Below are 20,232 nucleotides of genomic sequence, written 5' to 3'. Positions count from 1 at the left end.
CCCATGAAACCCCCACCCGTCTTGCCGGTGCAATTGGCGCCTCTCCATCTTTCATTGGATGACGTATTTGCATTGCGATTCAATTCGAAAGAATCGGGTGGTCGGGTTGCAGGTGTTTTGGAGATGGAACCGGAAAATGCAGGACGCTGGAGCCAGTGGGTCGGTACCTCGGGGCAATTGAGCGACACCCCTTTTGCAGCAGCCTGGCTCCTTTTGCAAGCCCGCTGGCTCGGCACGACGGACACTGTTCTCCACGAGCCGGAGGCCGACGGATCGGCACACGGCTGCACCACCATCGCGGCAGCCTTCGATCCCGCCCAGACGGCCAGTCGCTGGCTGGCCATGATCGACACCAAGCGCCGCACCGCCGAAGCGGCGCCCTCGGAAGCGACGCCAAATGCCCTCTGGCTGAGCCCCAACGCCAACGCCAACGCCAACGCCAGCGCCGCGCGCGCCCAAGCCCCCCTTCACCTCTGGCTGTCCACCGCATCGGGTGCGCCCCGTCTCCATGCCGACGCGGCTGCGACCCTGCTCGATGCGGCCACGGCAGCGCAATTGCTCGCGGCCATTGCCGACACCGCCACCAACCTGATGGACGGTGCCGACGCGCCCCTCGGCGAGATTCGCACCCTCTCTCCCGCCGACCGCGCGCAGCAGTTGTCCGCGTGGAACGCCCCGCTGTCTCCGGTGGACCGCAGCCTCACGGTGGTCGGCATGTTCGACCGGCAGGCCGCCGCGGCGCCCGACGCCACGGCCCTTGCCGAGGGCGATGCGCGAATGAGCTATGGCGAGCTCGACAGGCAGTCGGACCACCTTGCGCACCGTCTGCAGCACCTCGGCGTGCGCGCCGGCGACAGTGTCGGCCTCGTGCTCGAGCGCTCGATGGCTGCCGTGGTCGCGCAGCTTGGCGTCCTCAAGGCGGGCGCAGCTTATGTGCCGGTGCCGGCTGATTTTCCGGCCGAGCGCATTGCCTACATGCTCGACGAGGCGGACGCACGCCAGGTGATCGTCACGCAGGCACACCGCCACCTCGTGCCGGAGTCGCGGAACGCGCTGCTGCTCGACGAGGCCGAGGCAACCGAGCTCTCCCCTTGGCGTGAGCCGGCCATCGATGGCGAATCCGTGGCGTACGTGATGTACACCTCGGGCTCCACGGGCACGCCCAAGGGCATCGAGATCTGCCACCGCGCAATCCTTCGGCTTGTCGTCGGCGTCGACTACGCCGACTTGGCACCGGGACGCGCCGTGCTGCACGCCGCGCCGCTCGGCTTTGATGCCGCCACGCTCGAAATCTGGGGCCCGCTGCTCAATGGCGGCTGCTGCGCCATCCACGGCGAGCACGTGCCCACGGGCCCTGGCCTCGCCGCCACGATCGCCCGGCACGACGTGCACACCGCCTGGCTCACGGCCGCGCTGTTCAACGCGGTGATCGACGACAACCCGGCGCACCTCTCGGGTCTGCGGCACCTGATCACCGGCGGCGAAGCGCTCTCTGTGCCGCACGTGCGCCGCGCACTGGCTGCGCTCCCGGAGCTCACGCTCAGCAACGGCTACGGGCCGACCGAATGCACGACCTTCGCGGCCACTTACCGCATTCCGCACGCATTGCCGGCGGACTTGCGCTCGGTGCCGCTCGGCCGGCCGATCAAGGACACCGTGCTGCGCGTGCTCAGCCCCTCGATGGCGCTGCTGCCGACGGGCCTGGTCGGCGAACTCTGCATCGGCGGCCATGGCGTCGCGCGCGGCTATCTTCGGCAACCGGGGCTCACGGAAGAACGCTTCGTGCCCGATCCGTTCGGCGAAGGGGGCGAGCGCCTCTACCGCACGGGTGACCTGGCGCGCTGGCTGCCCGACGGCACGATCGAATTCATCGGGCGCCGCGACGGCCAGGTCAAGATCCACGGCCACCGCATCGAGACCGGCGAGGTCGAGGCGGCCATCCTCGCCCACCCCGCCGTTCAGGCTTGCGCAGTGGTGGCACGGCCCGATGCCGATGGCCAGCTGCGCCTGGTGGCTTACCTTGTCGCACGCTCGCACAAGATCTCGTGGGACGCGCTGCGCACGCACCTGGCCGCACGGCTGCCGGCGGCGCTGCTGCCCTCCGCCCAGGTGTGGCTCGACCAGCTCCCGGTTACGCCCAACGGCAAGCTCGACCGCAGGGCCTTGCCCGAACCTGTAGGTGACCGCCCAGAACTCGCACAGCCATTCGAAGAAGCGCGCAACGCCACCGAGCAGCGTGTGTGCGAAGCCTTTGCGCGCGCACTGCACATCGGCAAGGTCGGGCGCCACGACAACTTCTTCGATCTCGGCGGCGATTCGCTGCGGGTGCTTCAAGTGCTGGCCGAGTTGCAGCAGGGCAGCACGCAGCCGCTGTCGACCACGCTCTTCTTCCGGCATCCGACGCCGAGCGCCATGGCGGCCGAGCTGGAGCCTGCATCGGCCGATGCGGAGCCGGTGCCCGCCACCGCGCCGCGCGCGACGCTTGCGCATCACGACAGCGCAGACCAGTCGGACGCCGTCGCCCTGATCGCCACCGCGGGCCGCTTCCCGGGCGCGGCGGACGTCGAGCAGTTCTGGGACAACCTTGTTGCCGGACGCGACACCATCAGCTTCTTCGACGACCAGACGCTCGACGCCGGCGTCAGCGAAGCCTTGCGCAGCGACCCGGCCTATGTGCGGGCCCGCGGCGTCATCGAAGGCATCGAGAACTTCGATGCCGCCTTCTTCGGCATCGGCCCGAAGGAAGCCGCGCTCATGGACCCGCAGCAGCGCGTGTTCCTCGAGATCTGCTGGGAATGCCTCGAGCGCGCGGGCTATGTGCCCGACGCCGCGCCCGGCCCCGTAGGCGTGTATGCCGGCATGTACAACGCCAGCTACTTCCAGCGCCACGTCAGCACGCGGCCCGACCTGATCGAAGCGGTCGGCGAGTTCCAGGTAATGCTGGCCAACGAGAAGGACTACATCACCACGCGGGTGGCCAACCGCCTCAACCTCACGGGCCCCGCGGTCAGCGTGCACACCGCCTGCTCGACCTCGCTGGTGGCCGTGGCCCATGCCTTCCATGCGCTGCGCACCGGTCAGTGCTACATGGCGCTGGCCGGCGGAGCCTCGGTCACCTGCCCAACGCGCAGCGGCTATCTCTACCAGGAGGGCTCGATGCTCTCGCCCGACGGCCACACGCGCAGCTTCGATGCGCAGGCCCAGGGTACGGTGTTCAGCGACGGCGCCGCGGTGGTCCTGCTGAAGCGCCTGTCCGACGCGCTGGCCGACGGCGACACCATCTATGCGGTGCTGCGCAGCGCCTGCGTCAACAACGACGGCGGCAGCAAGGCCAGCTTCACGGCGCCCAGCGTGGACGGCCAGGCGGCGGTGATTCGCGCAGCGCTGGCAGCGGCCAACGTCGATGCGCGCAGCATTTCGTACGTGGAGGCGCACGGCACCGCCACGCCGATGGGCGACCCGGTCGAGGTGGAAGCGCTGACCTGCGCCTACGGGGAGCACACCGACGCACTGGGCTACTGCACGCTCGGCTCGCTCAAGAGCAACGTGGGCCACATGGTGACCGCCGCCGGCGCCGCCGGGCTCATCAAGACCGCCCTCTCGCTGCACCATGAAGTGATCCCGCCGACCGCGCATTTCAGCGCCCCCAACCCGGCCATCGACTTCGCGCGCACGCCCTTCTACGTGTCGCCCAGCCTGCAGCCATGGCCGCGCGCCAAGGTGCCGCGTCGTGCCGGCGTCAGCTCCTTCGGTGTCGGCGGAACCAACGCGCACGTCGTCGTCGAAGAGGCACCCGTGCGGCCCGCATCGACCTGCGCGAAGGGCCCGCAGGTGCTGCCGCTGTCTGCCCGCTCGGAGGCGGCGCTGGCCGTGGCCACCGAGCAGCTCGCGGCGCACCTGGAGGCGACACCCGACGTGCCGCTGGCCGACGTCGCCTACACGCTGGGCGTCGGCCGCAAGGCCCACCCCTTCCGCCGCGCCGTGGTCGCCAGCAATGCGGCCGAAGCCGTCGCCGCGCTGCGCGGCAACGACGGTCCGTGGCGCGTCAGCGGCCGCATCGATGCGCGCGCGCCGCAGCCGGTGCTGATGTTCCCGGGCCAGGGCGCCCAGTACGCCGGCATGGGCAAGAACCTGCATGCGAACGACCCGGTGTTCGCCGCCGCGTTCGACACCTGCATCAAGGCCTTCGGCGATGCCGTGGACTACGACCTGCGCGAGCTGATGTTCGGCAGCGACGCCCAGGCGCTGGTGCCGACGGCCGTCACGCAGCCCGCGATCTTCACGCTCGAATATGCATTGGCACGCCGGCTGCTGTCGCTCGGTGCAAGGCCGCATGCGCTCATCGGGCACAGCGTGGGCGAATTCGTCGCCGCGGTGCTGGCGGGCGTCATGCGCCTGGAAGACGCCGCCCGGCTCGTGGCGCGGCGCGGCGCGCTCATGCAGGCTCAGCCACCGGGCGCGATGCTGTCGGTGCGCATGGGCGCGACCGAACTTGCGGCCCGGCTCAGCCCGTCGCTGTCGCTCGCCGGGGACAACGGGCCCACGGCCTGCGTGGTCGCCGGTCCCTTCGAAGCCATCGAAGCCTTGCAGGCCGAGCTGCAGAAGGACGACATCGCGGCCCGCCCGCTGCAGACCTCGCATGCCTTCCATTCGTCCATGATGGACGGCGCCGTCGCGCCTTTCGAAGCGCTGGTCGGCGAAGTGGCGCTGCACGCGCCGACCATTCCGATCTTCTCGACGCTCACCGGCCGGCTGCTCGAAGACGCCGAAGCCACCAGCGCGGGCTATTGGGCGCGCCACCTGCGCAGCACCGTGCAGTTTTCGCCGGCGGTGCGCAGCGCCATGGCGCATGCGTCGCGGCCGCTCTTCGTCGAGGTTGGGCCACGCAACACGCTGGCCACGCTGGTGCGCCAGCACGGTGCAAGCGAGGTGATGTCGCTCCTGCACTGCGAGCCGGCCGACGAAGCCCGCACGCTGCGCCTGGCGCTGGCCCGCCTCTGGACATGCGGCGCCGACGTTGAGCTCTCGCGGCTCGCCGTTCGCGCCGGCGCACAGCGCGTGCGCCTGCCCACCTATCCCTTCGAGCGCAAGCGCTTCTGGGTCGATATCGCGTCCACCGCGCCCAGCCTGGTCGCCGCGCCGCTGGCCTTGCCCATCGACGCGCCGGTTGTCGCACAGCCTGCGCCTGCGCCTTTCGTTCCACCTCTTTTCCTGGAGCCGACCGTGACTGCAGTGCCCTCGCCACTTCTTGCTTCCGCCTCCACGCCAGCCGGCGAGCCCATGGGCGCGCGGCTGCGGTCCTTGTTCGAGGACATCTCCGGCATCGACATGGCACAGGCCGAGGGCCACGCCGCCTTCGGCGAACTCGGCCTGGATTCGCTCACGCTGACCCAGGTTGCCACGCAGATCAAGAAGCGCTTCAAGGTCAACCTGAGCTTCCGGCAGCTGATGGAGAACTACCGCTGCTTCGACACGCTCGCCGCATTCCTGCAGGAAAGCCTGCCGCCCGAAGCCGTGGCTGCGGTGGCCGCGCCCGCAGCCGCGCCGGCCTCGGTGCCAATGGCCATGCCAGCGGCTGTGCAGGCCAGCATCCCGGTGCAACAACCGGCCGCCTACCTGCCTTCGATGAACGCAGCGGCCACCATCAACGCCATCGGTGCCACGCCGCTTGCGCAGCTGGTCGCGCAGCAGATGGAACTGATGCGGCACCAGCTCGCGCTGCTGTCGGGCATGGCAGCGGACACCGTGCCCGCCACGTCCACCCTGCCCCTGCAGCCGGCGCCGACGAGCATCGCACCGGCACCGGCACAAGCCGCCGTAGCGCCCGCTGCGCAGCCCCTGGCCGATGAAGCCGGCGCAGCGAAGGAGCCGGTGCGCTACGACGTGGCCAAGGCCTTCGGGGCCATCGCCCGCATCCATACCCAGCGCACCGCCGAGCCAAGCGGCCGGCAGAAGGCACGCCTCGCCACCTTCATCCGGCGCTATGTAGAGCGCACCCGCAAGAGCAAGGAGTTCACCGCAGCCAACCGCCCCCACATGGCCGACCCGCGCGTGGTCAACGGCTTCCGGCCGCTGACGAAGGAGATCACCTACCAGATCGTCATCGAGCGCTCCAAGGGCTCCAAGCTCTGGGACCTGGACGGCAACGAATACGTCGATGCGCTCAACGGCTTCGGCATGAACATGTTCGGCTGGCAGCCCGACTTCGTGCAGGAAGCGGTGAAGAAGCAACTCGACGCAGGCTACGAGATCGGGCCGCAGCATCCGCTGGCCGCCGACGTGACCCGGCTGATCTGCGAACTCACGGGCAGCGACCGCGCCGCCCTGTGCAACACCGGCTCCGAAGCGGTGATGGCCGCGCTGCGCATTGCGCGCACGGTCACCGGGCGCAGCACCGTGGTTGTGTTCACCGGTTCCTACCACGGCACTTTCGATGAAGTGCTGGTGCGCGCCGGCAAGGGTGGCAAGGGCCTCTCGGCCGCACCGGGCGTGATGAGCGGCATGTTCGGCGACATCCGCGTGCTGGACTACGGCACGGCCGAAGCATTGGCCTTCATTCGCGAGAACGCCGATGACCTTGCCGCCGTGCTGGTGGAGCCGGTGCAGAGCCGCCGGCCGGACTTCCAGCCGCGCGAGTTCCTGCAGGAGGTGCGCGCCATCACCGAGCAGCAAGGTGCGGCCCTCATCTTCGACGAGGTCATCACCGGCTTTCGCGCCGCGCTTGGCGGCGCCCAGGAGTTGTTCGGCGTGCGCGCCGACCTCGCCACCTACGGCAAGGTGATCGGCGGTGGCTTCCCGGTCGGCGTGATCGCCGGCAAGCGCGCCTTCATGGACGCGCTCGATGGCGGCGCCTGGCAGTACGGCGACGACTCGATCCCCGGCGTTGGCGTGACCTATTTCGCCGGCACCTTCGTGCGGCACCCGCTCGCGCTGGCCGCGGCCAAGGCCTCGCTCGAACACTTGAAGGAAGCCGGTCCCGCGCTGCAGACAGGCCTCACGACCAGCACCGCCGAAATGGCCGGCGACCTCACGGCCTGGTGCGTCGAGGTGGGTGCGCCCATTGCGGTGCGCCACTTCGCCTCGCTCTGGCGCGTGAGCTGGCTCGAAGACCACCCGCTGCAGGACCTGCTGTTCGCCATGATGCGCAGCCGCGGCGTCCACATCCTCGACAACTTCCCCTGCTTCCTGACCAGCGCACACAGCGCGGAAGACATCGCGACCATCTGCCGCGTGTTCAAGGAATCGGTCGCCGAGATGCAGGAGTCGGGCTTCCTGCCGCGCAGGGCCACCGTGGTCACGGGCTTCGACTACCGCAAGGCGCATGAAGAAGACGGCTCGGTGCTGGCCCGCGACATCGACGGACAGCCCTTCTGGTACGTGCCGGACACCTCATCCCCCAATCAACAACACATCAACGGAAAGGCCGCAGCATGAACGCCGTTCTTCGTCCTCCCGCTGCAAGCGGTTTCATCGAATGCGTGATTCCCACGACGGAATCGCAACGCGAGATCTGGCTCGGCGCTACGTTGAGCAACGATGCCTCGCTGGCGTACAACGAATCGGTGCTGCTGCGCCTGCGCGGGCCGCTGGACCGGGAAGCCATGGCGCGTGCCGTGGCCCGGCTGGTGGAGCGCCATCAATCGCTGCGCTCCACGATCACGCCTGACGGCACCTGCATGCTGGTGAGCCAGGCCGGCGAAAGCCCGCTGGAGCAGAAGGACCTGAGCGGCCTTGCGCCCGATGCGCGCGAGCAAGCCCTGGAGGCCGCGCATTCCGAAGCGGTGTGCACGCCTTTCTCGCTGGAACACGGGCCGCTGTTCCGCGCCGTGCTGTTCCGCCTTGGCGGCGCCGAGCATGAGCTGGTCATGTCGGCGCACCACGTGGTCTGCGACGGCTGGTCCTGGGTGGTCATTACCGAACAGCTCGGCCATCTGTATGCCGAGCAGACCGGCGGCGCACGGCAGCTCCAGGCCGCCCCCTCGTATTCCGACTTTGCCGCCATGGAAGCGGCCGAAGCCCTGCATCCCGACATGCAGCCGCACGTGGACTACTGGCTCGAGCGCTTCTCCGGCGGCAGTCTGCCCGTGCTCGAACTCCCTCTGGACCATCCGCGTCCGGCCGTGCGCACCTTCGGCTCGCGGCGCGTGGAGCGTCTGCTCGACCGCCGCCTCATCAACACCCTGCGCACCGTCAGCGCCAAAGCCGGCGCCAGCCTCTTCGCGGGCCTGCTCAGCGGCTTTGTCGCCACGCTGCACCGCCTCACCGGGCAGGACGACATCGTGGTCGGAATCCCGGCCTCGGGCCAGCTTGCGCGCGACATGCCCGGCCTGGTCGGCCACTGCGTGAACCTGCTGCCGCTGCGCATTGCCGCACCCGCCGAGCTGCGCTTCGATGCCCTGATGAGCGAATGCAGCACCGCCGTGCTCGACGCCTTCGAGCACCAGTCGCTCACCTATGGCGCGCTGCTCAGCAAGCTTTCCCTCCAGCGCGACCCGAGCCGGCTGCCGCTGGTGAGCGTGATGTTCAACGTCGACCCCGACGTGGCCAGCGGTACGCAGGCCTTCGCGGGCCTGCAAGTCACGCAGGACACGATCGCGCGCCAGTACGAAAACTCCGAGATGTTCCTGAACCTGCGGCCACTGGACGGTGGGTTGCAGATCGAGGCGCAGTACAACACCAGCCTGTTCGACGAGGCCACGGTGCAGCGCTGGCTCGACATCTTCGAGTGCGTGCTGCGCTCCGGCGCCCGCACGCCCGATGAAGCGATCGGCCGCCTCGAAGTGCTGTCGGCCGAAGGCGCGCAGGCGCTGATCGCGCTGCAACCGCCGCCCATCGCCTTGCAGGGGGCGCCCATCGCGCATGCCGGCTTCCTGACGCGCGTGCCGCTGCAGCCCGACCGTCCCGCGGTTCGCGATGGCGGAAGGGTCTGCAGCTATGCCGAGCTCGATGCCCGTTCCAACCGCCTGGCCCGTGCACTGCGCGCACGCGGCGTGCGCCGCGGTCAGCGTGTGGGGCTGTGCCTGGAGCGCAGCATCGAGATGGTCGTCTCGCTGCTGGCCGTGCTGAAGGCAGGCGCCGCCTATGTGCCGCTCGACCCCGCGTTTCCGCACGCCCGCCTGGAGCACTACGCCAAGGACGCCACCATCAGCCTGCTGCTGACCTCGTCGGACGTGGTGGGCGCACCGCGCAACTGGCTTGCCGACCCCGGCGATCGCCTGTTCGAGATCGACCGCGACACCGCGTGGCTGCAGGAGTCTGCGGACGCCCTGCCCCCGAGCGAAGACGATGCTGGCCCGGAAGACGGCGCCTACGTGATCTACACCTCGGGCTCCACCGGCCTGCCCAAGGGCGTGTACGCGCAGCATCGCGGCGTGGCCAACCTGCTCCAGTGGATGCACAGGGTGTCGGGCCTGCATGCCGGCGACCGGATCGCCGCGGTCACGACCCTGTCGTTCGACATGGCGGTGCCGGACCTGCTGCTGCCGCTGGCCACGGGGGCCGAGATCGTGATGGTGCAGCGCGACACAGCCATGGACGGCAACCGCCTGTGCAAGCTGCTCGAGCAGGAACAGATCACCTTCCTGCAGGCCACGCCCGGCATGTGGCAGCTGCTGCTCGATGCGCAGTGGCCGGGCGCCCCGGGCTTCAGGGGCTGGACCGGCGGCGAGCCGCTGCGGCCAAGCCTGGCGCTCGCGCTGTGTGAGCGGCTCGCGGAAATCTGGAACGGCTACGGGCCGACCGAAACCACCGTGTATTCCACCGCCTGGTGCGTCGACCCCGACGCGGTGGTGTCGCGTGGCGTGTCCATCGGCCATCCGGTCGACAACACGGAGATCTGGATCCTCGACGCCGACCTGCAGCCCTGCCCGATCGGCGTGCCGGGCGAGATCTGCATTGCCGGCGATGGCCTTGCGCTGGGCTACCTGGAGCGCCCCGAACTCACGGCCGAGCGCTTCGTCACGGCACGCATCTTCGGCACCAACAAGGCGATGTACCGTAGCGGCGACCGCGGCCGCTGGCGCAATGACGGGTTGATCGAACACCTAGGCCGGCTCGACTTCCAGGTGAAGGTGCGCGGCTACCGTATCGAACCCGGCGAGATTGAGGCCCGCTGCTGCGAAGTTGCCGGCGTATCGCGCAGCGTGGTGGTGGCGCGCGAAGACCATCCCGGCGATGTCCGGCTGGTGGCCTATCTTGCGCTGACCCCCGGCGCCAGTTTCGATCTCGATGCGTTGATGGCGCACCTGCGCGAGTTCCTGCCGGCCTTCATGCTGCCCCAGCACGTGGTCACGCTCAAGGAGCTGCCCACCCTGGCGAACGGCAAGGTCGACCGCGTCTCGCTGCCGCCGCCGCAGGCAGTCTCGCGCGACGAGGTGAAGCGCGGCGCAGAGCCTCGCAACGAACGCGAGCGCAAGGTCCTCGCAGCCATGGAAAAGGTGCTGAGCCTGCCAGGCCTCGACATGAAGGACGACTTCTTCATGATGGGCGGCCACTCGCTGCTGGCCGCGCGCCTCACCACGATCCTGAGCCGCGAGTTCCAGATCACGCTGCCGCTGCGGGCGTTGTTCGAGGCGCCCACGGCCGAGCGGCTGTCCACGGTGGTCGAAGGGCTGCAGGGTGCGGGCGCGGGCGCGCAGGCCCCGCTTCCGTGCAACTTCGATCGCAAGACGGCACCCATGACGCCTTCGCAGGAGCGCATCCGCTTCATGGAAGAGCTGTATCCCGGCCGCTCCGTCTACAACGCGCCCTCGGTGCGCCGGCTGATCGGCGATTTCGATGCCGCGCTCTTCGAGGCCTCGCTGAAGGAGATCATCCGCCGCCAGCCGTCGCTGCGCACCAGCATGGGCACCGATGCGGCCACGGGCAAGCCAGTCCAGGTTATTGCCGAGCAGGTGGAGTTTTCGCTGCCGGTGATCGACCTGCGCAGCCTGCCGGCGGACCAGCGCGAAGCCGAACTCATGGAGCGCGTGCAGGAAATGGCCGATGAGCCCTTCGACATCCATCGCGCGCCGATGGCGCACATGGCGCTCTACCAGCTGGCCGAGAAGGACCATGCCTTCATCTTCGTGCCGCACCACCTGGTGTGGGACGGCTGGTCCTTCGACCTGCTGCAGCGCGAGCTCGCCGCCATCTACGAAGCGGGGGAGCGCGGGCGCCCGCACGGCCTGACCCCCATCGCCACCACGCACGGCGACTACGCCGAGTGGCTCGAGAAGTGGATGGAAGAGCCAGCTTGCAAGCAGCAGCTGGAGTTCTGGCGCCAGCGCTTTTCCAGCGCGCCGCTGCCTCGCCTGCCCAACACCGACATGCCGCGGCGTTCCGGCAAGAGCGGCCAGGGCGGTGCGCACTGGATCCACATCACGCCTGCCATGACGCAGCAGCTGCGCGAAATAGCGCGCGGCATGGACGTGACGCTCAGCATGCTGACCTTCGGCGTCTATGCGCTCACCATGAGCCAGGTCATCGGGTCCAGGTCCATCGTGATTGCCAACCCGATCCGCGGCCGGCAGCAGCCGGAGACCGAAGACGTGATGGGCTGCTTCAACAACGTGCTGCCGGTATCGCTCGAGGTCGACTTCAACCTCTCCCTGCCGGCTTTCATGCGCTACGTGAAGCAGGAGCTGCTCACGATGATGAACTTCCAGCAGGTTCCGTTCGAACGCCTCATGGCGCAGTCGGGGCTGGAAAGCCACATCCGCTCGGTTGGCCCCTACCAGGCGATGTTCTCGTTCCAGGATGCGCGCGATCGTCCACGCGCCATCGGAAGCCTGCAGAACAAGCAGATCTATGTGATGCAGCGCGGCGCCACCGACGACATCGGCGTTTGGCTGCTCGACAAGCCGCATGGCATGGAAGGCGCGCTGATCTACAACGCCGACATCTACCTGCGCGAGACAGGGGCGCAACTGCGCGACCGGTATCTGGAGGTGCTGTACCGCGTGGTCGACCATTCCAAGGAAACGCTGGCGGAGCTTGCCACCACCGAAGGCTCTTCCACCGCCGCCTACCTGCGCAAGCTTGCGGCCATCGACCCCATCAAGACCTTGGCACCGGGCAACGGAGCGGCCAGCGCGCAGAAGAACGACGACGTCCTCTTGAACCCCGAGCACGCCAAGCTCGCGCAGATCTGGGCCTCGGTGATCGGGATCGACGTGAACGAGATCCGCGCCACCGACAACTTCTTCGACTTGGGCGGCGACTCACTGCTCGTACTGCGAGCCATCCAGCAGACCGAGCAGACGCTGGGCTACCGCGTGAACTCGCGCCGCTACCTGTTCGAGAACCTCGGGCAAATCGCGACCTCGGGGCACCAGGCGGTGGTCGGCTCCGACATCACGGACCTCGGCAAGCTGCCGCTCGGCAACCTGAAAGGCGCATCGCGCGGCGAAGGGTTGCTGAGCACCCTTGGCAGCTGGCTGCGCAAGGAGTAACTGACCATGGGACACGCTGGTTTCTTTGGCCTTTGTTCCGTCGAGGCACCGGTATGCCGGTACATCGACCTGGACGAAGACGCCGGCCCCGAGGCCGAGGGCATCCTCTCTGTTGAAGAACTCGAACGCGCAGCGCGGCTGCATTTCGAGGCAGACCGCCGGCACTACGTGGCGGCGCACGCCGCGCTGCGCCGCGCGCTGGCGGCGCACACGGGTGAGCGCGCCGAGACGCTGCGCTTCACCCACAGTGCGTTCGGCAAGCCGTCCCTTTCGGGCTGGCACCGGGTGCGCTTCTCGCTGAGCCACAGCCGTGCGCTGGGCCTCATCGCGGTGGGCGAGCGCGGGCCGCTGGGCGTCGACGTGGAACAGCTGCGCGAGGTGCCCGATGCGCTCGAGCTTGCCGGGCAGCACTTCACGCGCTCCGAGTGCGAAGCACTTGAGGCCCTGCCTGAGGTTGAGCGCCACCGCGCCTTTCTCACTTGCTGGACGCGCAAGGAAGCCTGTCTGAAGGCGATCGGCCTTGGGCTGATCGTGCCGCCGGAGTGCTTCGAGGTCGGGCTGGAGTCCGACTGCCGCAGCGTCGAAGTGCCGGTTGCGGGCCGCATCCTGTGGCTCGCGCTGCAACCGACGCCCTTCCGTTCGGACAGCGTGGGAGCGTTGGCGGAATGGCGCCAGACGCATGTTCATGCGGGCGAGCCCCGCTCGGCGATGGAGACATGCCTGTGACCGCACACCCCTTCATGTTCGGTCCGGCCTCGCGCCAGATCTTCGGCATCTTCCATGCTGCGGAAGACGCGCAGCCCGGCGACACCGCGGTGCTCGTTTGCCCGCCTTTCGGTCAGGAGGGGCTGCGGACTCATCGCCTGTTCAAGGTGCTGGCCGAGCGCCTGGCACGGGCAGGCATCGCGACCCTGCGTTTCGACTTTCATGGCTCGGGCGACTCGCCGGGCGACGAGACCGACGGCGAGCTCGACGGCTGGCGGCGCGACCTCTGCTCGGCGCACGAAGAGCTGCGCCGCCGGATGCCGGCAAGCCGCATCGTGTGGGTCGGCGCACGGCTCGGCGCGACCATTGCCGTGCTGGCGGCGCGCAACGGGCGCTGCGACCCCGCGCGGCTGGTGCTGTGGGAGCCGGTGATCGACGGCCGGCGCTATGCACGCTCCTTGCGCGAACAGCATGTCGCCGCCATCGACACGACCTTCTGCATTCCCGATCTCGCCTGGCGCCGCAGCCTGGCGCGCGAGCCCGACGCCATGCCGGAAGAGGTTCTCGGCACCCTGCTCTCGCCCAAGCTGCGCGCGCAGCTCGGTGCGCTGGCGCCCGACTCTCTCACGCTCACCGCGCTGCACGACACGCTCGTTCTGACGCCGGCCGGCGACGAGCACACGGCGCAATGGGCGGCCGAACAGCAGTCGCGCCACATGCCGGTGCGGCTCGCCTACTTTCAACACCGGCTCGACTGGACGTCGGACCCTTACCCCAACAGCGCCATGGTTCCGGCCGGTGCGCTCAATCGCCTGCAGGGTGCCCTCTATGAATGACGCGACGCAAAGCCCGGTCCGGTTCGGAGCCGGCAACTCGCTGGTGGGAATGGTCACCACGCCTGCGCACCAGGCGCCCGCCACCACCGCCTGCCTGATGTTCAACATGGGTGCCAACCACCGGGTGGGTCCGCGCCGCATCAACGTCAAGCTGGCGCATTCGCTTGCGGCGCGCGGCATGGCCAGCCTGCGCTTCGACCTGGGCGGCGTGGGCGACAGCGATGCGTTCGATTCGGCGCACGACCTGCAGACCCGCTCGGTGCACGACCTGCAGGCCGCCATGGACCTGATCGAGCGCATGCTGGGCATCCGGCAGTTCGTGATCGTTGGCCTGTGTTCGGGCGTGGAGCACGCCGTGTCGGTGGCGGCCGTGGACAACCGCGTGCTGGCGCTCTCGCTGTTCGACGGCTTCGCGTTTCCGGAGCGGCGCGCCCGCTGGGAGCGCACGCTGCGGCGTGCCTTGGCGGCGCCCGCGCACCCTTCGTTTCCGGGCAAGGCCAAGCGCTGGCTGCTGCGCCACCTGACCGGCAATCCGTCGGCAAAGCCGCTGCCCGGCTTCCTGACCGAAAAGCAGCCGCCTGAAGTCATGGCCGCATGGTTCGGCTCCATGTTGAATCGCCTGGCGGAGCGGAAGGTCGCCTTGCAGCTGCTGTATTCGGGCTCGCTGCACGTGTGCGACCGCGATCGCGACCAGATCGGCGCGCTCGCCCGCGAGCCGTTCGCCCAAGTCATGGAGTACCAGTTCATGCGCAACGTGGACCACACCTTCTGCACGGCGGAGGGGCAGCAGATCTACATGCAGACCGTCGGCGACTGGGCAATGGCATGCGCCCGCAGCGCCAGTGCGGAGCGCGTCAGCCCAAGTACGAGCGCGAGCCCGATCTCCAGCCCGGCCGCGAGCCCCGCGGCAGCGGCCGCCGAACGCCCGTTGTGCGGTGCCTACGCACCCCAATGAACAAGTTTTTTCCCAAGAGCAAAGGACACACCATGGCACACCTCGATCAAGCCGGTTCCTTGCGCGTTGCACGCGTCCCCTCCGATACGGCTTCGCCGCTCGCCCGCGCCCGCATGCGAACCCGGCTCGGACTCGTGGCCGTGCTGCTGCCGCTGTGCCTGGCGGGTTGCGGGATACCGGGCTTCAGCGATCCCGGCCGAGGGAGCTGGACCGGCTCCGAGACGAGTGGGCAGCCGAAGATCGTGGCCATCACGCCAGACCTGGTCCGCACCATGGCCGCGCAGAAACCGCAGGCCTTGCCGAGCGAGGTGCGGCAACTTGTCGGCAAGGCGCCGGCCTACACCATCGGACCGGGCGACGTGGTGGGCATCGTCGTCTATCGCCATCCGGAGCTGATGCCCAACGCGGGCGCCGTCATCTCGCAGCAGTCGGACCCGACGGGCGTGAGCGTGGCGCCAGGCTTCATCGTCGACGGCCAGGGCGAGATCAGCTTTCCCTACATCGGCCGCACGAAAGTCGAGGGCCTGACGGAAAGCGCCGCCTCCGACCTCATCGCGCGCCGGATCTCGCCCTTCGTGAAGGATCCGCTGGTGAGCGTCAGGGTCCAGTCGTTCCGCAGTCGACGCGTGTACGTGGAGGGCGAGGTCCGTACCCCGGGCCTGCAGATCTTCACCGACGTGCCGATGACGCTGGCCGAGGCGATCAACCGCGCCGGCAGCTTCAACGCGGGAGGCGACCGCTCGCGGGTGAGCCTGACGCGCGGTGAGCGCACCTATGTGCTCGACCTGCCGACGCTGCAGCGCTTCGGCTACGACGCGAGCCGCATCCCCATGCAGAGCGGCGACATCGTGCACGTGGGCACCCGCGAAGACAGCCGCGTCTACGTGACGGGCGAGATCCGCAATCCATCGCCCCTGTTGATGCGCAACGGCCGGCTGACCCTGAACGAGGCGCTGGGCGATGCAGGGGGCCCCGACCTGAACACCTCGCAACCGGGCCAGATCTACGTCATCCGCAATTCGAACGGCGACGTGCCGGAGGTGTTCCATCTCGATGCGAAGAACCCCGTGGCGCTGGCCTTGGCCGACCGCTTCGAGCTGCAGCCACGCGACGTGGTCTACATCGATCCCGTGCCGCTGGTGCGATGGAACCGGGTGATCAGCCTGATTCTTCCCGCCGCGCAGATCGTGAACCTCGGAGGCACCGCCAGCCGTCGCTGAGCGAGCCCCGCACCCATCCACTTCGCCACAACCGTCCAGGCAACACACAAAAGGTGATCCTATGAATGCGCACTGGCAACCTCTGATTCCCGCTCCTTCCGAACCGGCGGCCGCGGACCGTCCCCCATCGAGGCTCAGGGAGCACATGGATCTGCTGATCGACAGCCGATGGAGGATCGCAAAGATCACCGCGGTCGCGTTGCTGATCGGTGCGGCCTACGCAATGTTCGGCCCGCGCGTGTACGAATCCAACGTGCTGATCCAGGTCGAGGACTCCGAGCGCTCGGGCGGCACGCTGGTCGGAGACTCCGCCAGCAGCGCGCTGAATGCCAAGACGCCGACTGCCGGCGAGGCCGAGATCCTCAAATCGCGCCTGGTGCTCGAACAGGCGATAGAGGACACCAAGCTGTACATCGAGGCCGAGCCGCACTACATCCCGGTGGTCGGCGCATGGCTGGCGCGCCATTCGAAGACGCTCTCCGATCCCGGCTTCATGGGCCTCTCAGGCTACGTGAGCGGTACCGAGAAGATCGTGGTGGCTCAGATGGACGTGCCGGCAGATCTCGAAGGCACGCGCTTCCTCTTGACCACGAAGGCGAACGGCGCCTACACCCTCACCCATCCCAAGCTGGACGCGGCGCTGGAAGGAAAGGTCGGAACGCCGCTCGATGCGAAGACGCCGCGCGGGGCGATCCACCTCCTGGTGGGCTCCATCGAAAGCCGGCCGGGCGCGGCCTTCGAGCTGGTGCGCCAATCGAAGCAGCTCACCCTGCTCGAACTGCAGAAGGAGCTTCGCGTGATCGAGAAAGGCAAGCAGTCCTCGATCATGGACGTGAGCTGGCGCGACGGCAACCAGCAGCAGCTGGCCAACCTGCTCAACGAAGTGGCGCGGCTCTACGTGCGGACCAACATCGACCAGAAGACCGCGCAGGCACAGCGCGCGCTCAACTTCCTTGGCTCCGAACTGCCAAAGCTCAAGCAACAGCTGGAGCAGTCCGAGGAAACCTACAACGAGTACCGCAATCAGAACGGCACCATCAGCCTGGACGATGAGGCGCGCAACGCGTTGTCGCAAAACGTCGAGCTGCAGACGAAGCTCTTCGACGCGACCCAGAAGCGGCTCGAGCTCACCGAGCGCTTCACGGCCCGCGACCCGAGCGTGCAGACGATCGACGCACAGATCGCCTCGCTCAAGAAGGCACTGGGCTCGGTGGATCAGCGCATCCGCCGCATGCCGCAGCTGCAGCAGAACTCGCTGCGCATGCAGCGCGACATCAAGGTGAATACCGACCTGTACGTGTCGCTCTTGAACAGCTCGCTGCAGATGCGTCTGGCGAAGGAAGGAAAGATCGGCAACGTCCGCGTGCTCGACCAGGCGGTGGTGCCCGAGAAGCCCATCCGTCCCAAGGCCGTGATCACGATGGCGCTCGCGCTGCTCGCGGGCCTGTTCGCAGGAGCAGCCTCGGCCTTCATGCGCAAGTCGTGGCGCAACACCATCGCCAGCTCGGCCGAGATCGAGGCCTACACCGGCCTGACCGTCTACAGCACCGTTCCGCTGAGCTCCCGGCAGAAGGTGCTGGACGATGCCGTGCGCAGCGGCGACCCCGGCGTGCATCTGCTGGCAGCGATTCAACCCGACGACCCGGCCCTGGAAGGACTGCGGCGGCTGCGCACAGCACTGAAGTTCGCCGTGCCCGCTGCGCCGAACAACCGGATCATGATCTCGAGCGCCACACCAGGCGCTGGCAAGACCTTCGTGTCGGCCAACCTCGCGGCCGTGCTCGCCTCCAGCGGCCGGCGCGTGCTGCTCGTCGACGCCGACCTGCGGCGCAGCAGCCTGGCACCCCATTTCGGCCTCAAGCGCCGCGGCGGGCTGTCGGAACTGATCCAGGGCTCGCTCGAACTCGACGAAGCCATCCACCGGAGCGTCCTGCCCAACCTGGACGTCATCACCACAGGTGCACTGCACCTGGACCCGACGGCCCTGCTCACGAGCAACGCCTTCGTGAAGTTGCTCGAGCGGATTTCGGGGCGCTACGACACGGTGATCATCGACACGCCGCCCATGCTGCTCGCGTCGGAAACCGCCGAGATGGCGACGTCCATGGGCACGCTGCTGATGGTGGCGCGCGCCGGCGAAAACGAGCTGGGCGACCTGTCCGAAAGCGCGAAGATGCTGCGTAACGTGGGCGTGCGTTTCCAGGGCGTGGTGCTGAATGCGCTGGACACGCGCCGCCGCTACTACGGCAGCCTGGGCTACCGGTTCGGCGGCTATCGGCTGAGGATGCATGAGTACCCGGGCGCTGCGGCCGAACTGCCCGCGCCGGCGAAGGCGGGAGCGCCATCATGACCACCATACGATCGCATGCCCATGTGCAGCTGCGTGGCAACTCGCGGCTGCTGACGGGCACCAAGCGCCTCGCGGACATCGTGATGGCGAGCGCGTTCTTCCTGTTCTTCGGGTGGCTCTATGCGCTGATATGGATCGGCGTGCTGCTCACCTCCGGCAGCCCGGCGATCTACAAGCAGCCGCGCTACGGGCTGCGCGGACGCGTCTTCAGCTTCTACAAGTTCCGCTCGATGGTGCCGGACGCGGACATGGCGCTGGAGCGCTACCTGCGCGAGAACCAAGGGGCTCGGCAGCAATGGGAGATGTACCAGAAGCTGGACCACGACCCGCGCATCACGCCCTTCGGCGCGTTCCTGCGCAAGTACAGCCTGGACGAGCTGCCGCAGTTCTGGAACGTGCTCAAGGGCGACATGAGCATGGTCGGCCCGCGCCCCTGCATGTTCGCGCAGAAGGAGCTGTACGGCCTGTATTGGGACTACTACTGCTCCGTGCGGCCCGGCATCACCGGCCTGTGGCAGATCTCCGGCCGCAACGAGGTCAGCTACCGGCGCAGGGTGGCCATGGACGTGGACTACGTGACCACGCTTTCCCTCCACCAGGACATCGCGATCCTGCTGAAGACCTTTCGCGTGGTGGCCGGCGGGCACGGCTCCAGCTAGGGGCGGCGCTCCGGATCGCACTTCCTTTTTATCGACTTCTCAACCTTCAACCGAAAGAACAGTATGCGTATCTACGTAGCAGGTCATCGCGGCATGGTGGGCCAGTCGTTGATGAAGCGTTTGCGCGGCCTCGGGCACGAGGTCGTCACGCGCAGCCACGAGGAACTCGATCTGCTGGACCAGGAAGCGGTCCGCCGGTTCTTCGCCACCGAACACATCGATCAGGTCTACCTGGCCGCGGCCAAGGTGGGGGGCATCTACGCCAACATGACCTATCCCGCGGAGTTCATCTATCAGAACCTGATGATCGCCGCCAATGTCACGCACCAGGCGTTCCTTGCGGGCGTCAGGCGTCTCCTGTTCCTCGGCTCGAGCTGCATCTACCCGCGGCTTACCGAGCAGCCCATCCACGAACATGCGCTGCTAAGTGGCAAGCTCGAGCCGACGAACGAACCCTATGCGATCGCCAAGATCGCTGGCATCAAGCTGTGCGAAAGCTACAACCGGCAGTACGGCGCCTCCCACGGCGTCGACTACCGCAGCGTGATGCCGTGCAACCTGTATGGCCCGGGCGACAACTATCACGCCGAGAACAGCCACGTCGTGCCGGCGCTGATCCGGCGCTTTCATGCTGCAAAGATGGAAGACGCGCCCGAGGTGCTCATCTGGGGCACCGGCCGGGCCCAGCGCGAGTTCCTTTATGTGGACGACATGACCGACGGCTGTCTCATGGTGATGGGCCTGAGCCGGGACGAGTACGAGCAGCACACCACGCCCATGTGCGCCCACATCAACCTGGGCGCAGGCCAGGACCAGTCGATCGCGGAGCTGGCGGAACTGGTGCGCGAAGTCGTCGGCTACCGCGGCCGGATCCGATTCGACACCTCGCAGCCGGACGGCGCGCCGAGAAAGCTGCTCGACGTGTCCTGCGCTGCCAGCCTGGGATGGCGTGCCACCGTGCCGCTGGCCGACGGCCTTCGCCGCACCTATGCCGACTACCAGGAGGCGCTGCGGCCCGTGCAGGAGATCGCGCACGCCTGAGCCGCAGTCTTTTCTTCCACCCTCACGACTTGCAA

Annotated in this window: 9 protein-coding genes; all 9 read left to right on the top strand. The window is 68.1% G+C overall.

The window, feature by feature from the left end; all coding sequences use genetic code 11:
• Positions 1-123 precede the first annotated feature (123 nt).
• The 9 genes from J2X92_RS13990 to J2X92_RS13950 all read left to right on the top strand — a co-directional run bounded on the left by J2X92_RS13990 (position 124) and on the right by J2X92_RS13950 (position 20,197).
• Entirely contained in the window at positions 124-7,434 is a 7,311-nt protein-coding gene (locus tag J2X92_RS13990; protein ID WP_307576535.1) for a polyketide synthase, read from the top strand.
• On the top strand, positions 7,431-12,431 hold the full coding sequence (locus tag J2X92_RS13985; RefSeq protein ID WP_307576533.1) for a non-ribosomal peptide synthetase: 5,001 nt from the start codon (positions 7,431-7,433) through the stop codon (positions 12,429-12,431). Before J2X92_RS13990 ends, J2X92_RS13985 begins: the two co-directional genes overlap by 4 nt.
• 6 nt (positions 12,432-12,437) lie before the next feature.
• Entirely contained in the window at positions 12,438-13,157 is a 720-nt protein-coding gene (locus J2X92_RS13980; RefSeq protein ID WP_307576531.1) for a 4'-phosphopantetheinyl transferase family protein, read from the top strand.
• The gene (locus tag J2X92_RS13975; protein WP_307576529.1) at positions 13,148-13,972 is read left to right on the top strand and encodes a serine aminopeptidase domain-containing protein; all 825 of its coding nucleotides are present in this window, start codon (positions 13,148-13,150) and stop codon (positions 13,970-13,972) included. Before J2X92_RS13980 ends, J2X92_RS13975 begins: the two co-directional genes overlap by 10 nt.
• The gene (locus J2X92_RS13970) at positions 13,965-14,927 is read left to right on the top strand and encodes a hypothetical protein (RefSeq protein ID WP_307576528.1); all 963 of its coding nucleotides are present in this window, start codon (positions 13,965-13,967) and stop codon (positions 14,925-14,927) included. Before J2X92_RS13975 ends, J2X92_RS13970 begins: the two co-directional genes overlap by 8 nt.
• Positions 14,928-14,959: 32 nt before the next feature.
• Positions 14,960-16,147, top strand: coding sequence for a polysaccharide biosynthesis/export family protein (locus tag J2X92_RS13965; RefSeq protein WP_307576526.1), 1,188 nt, complete (start codon positions 14,960-14,962; stop codon positions 16,145-16,147).
• Positions 16,148-16,208: 61 nt separating this feature from the next.
• Positions 16,209-18,497 (top strand): polysaccharide biosynthesis tyrosine autokinase, encoded by a 2,289-nt coding sequence (locus J2X92_RS13960; protein WP_370878311.1) that lies wholly within the window; start codon positions 16,209-16,211, stop codon positions 18,495-18,497.
• Positions 18,494-19,156: a sugar transferase gene (locus tag J2X92_RS13955; protein WP_307576522.1), complete on the top strand. Its 663-nt coding sequence runs from the start codon at positions 18,494-18,496 to the stop codon at positions 19,154-19,156. Before J2X92_RS13960 ends, J2X92_RS13955 begins: the two co-directional genes overlap by 4 nt.
• A 63-nt stretch (positions 19,157-19,219) precedes the next feature.
• Positions 19,220-20,197: a GDP-L-fucose synthase family protein gene (locus tag J2X92_RS13950; RefSeq protein ID WP_307576521.1), complete on the top strand. Its 978-nt coding sequence runs from the start codon at positions 19,220-19,222 to the stop codon at positions 20,195-20,197.
• The last annotated feature ends 35 nt before the right edge of the window (positions 20,198-20,232 follow it).

It is taken from the genome of Variovorax paradoxus (genome assembly GCF_030811855.1).
In the GTDB taxonomy this organism is placed as follows: Bacteria; Pseudomonadota; Gammaproteobacteria; order Burkholderiales; family Burkholderiaceae_C; genus Variovorax; species Variovorax paradoxus_L.
The sequence above is the reverse complement of the archived record's forward strand: the minus strand, read 5'-3'. Positions and strand labels throughout refer to the sequence as shown.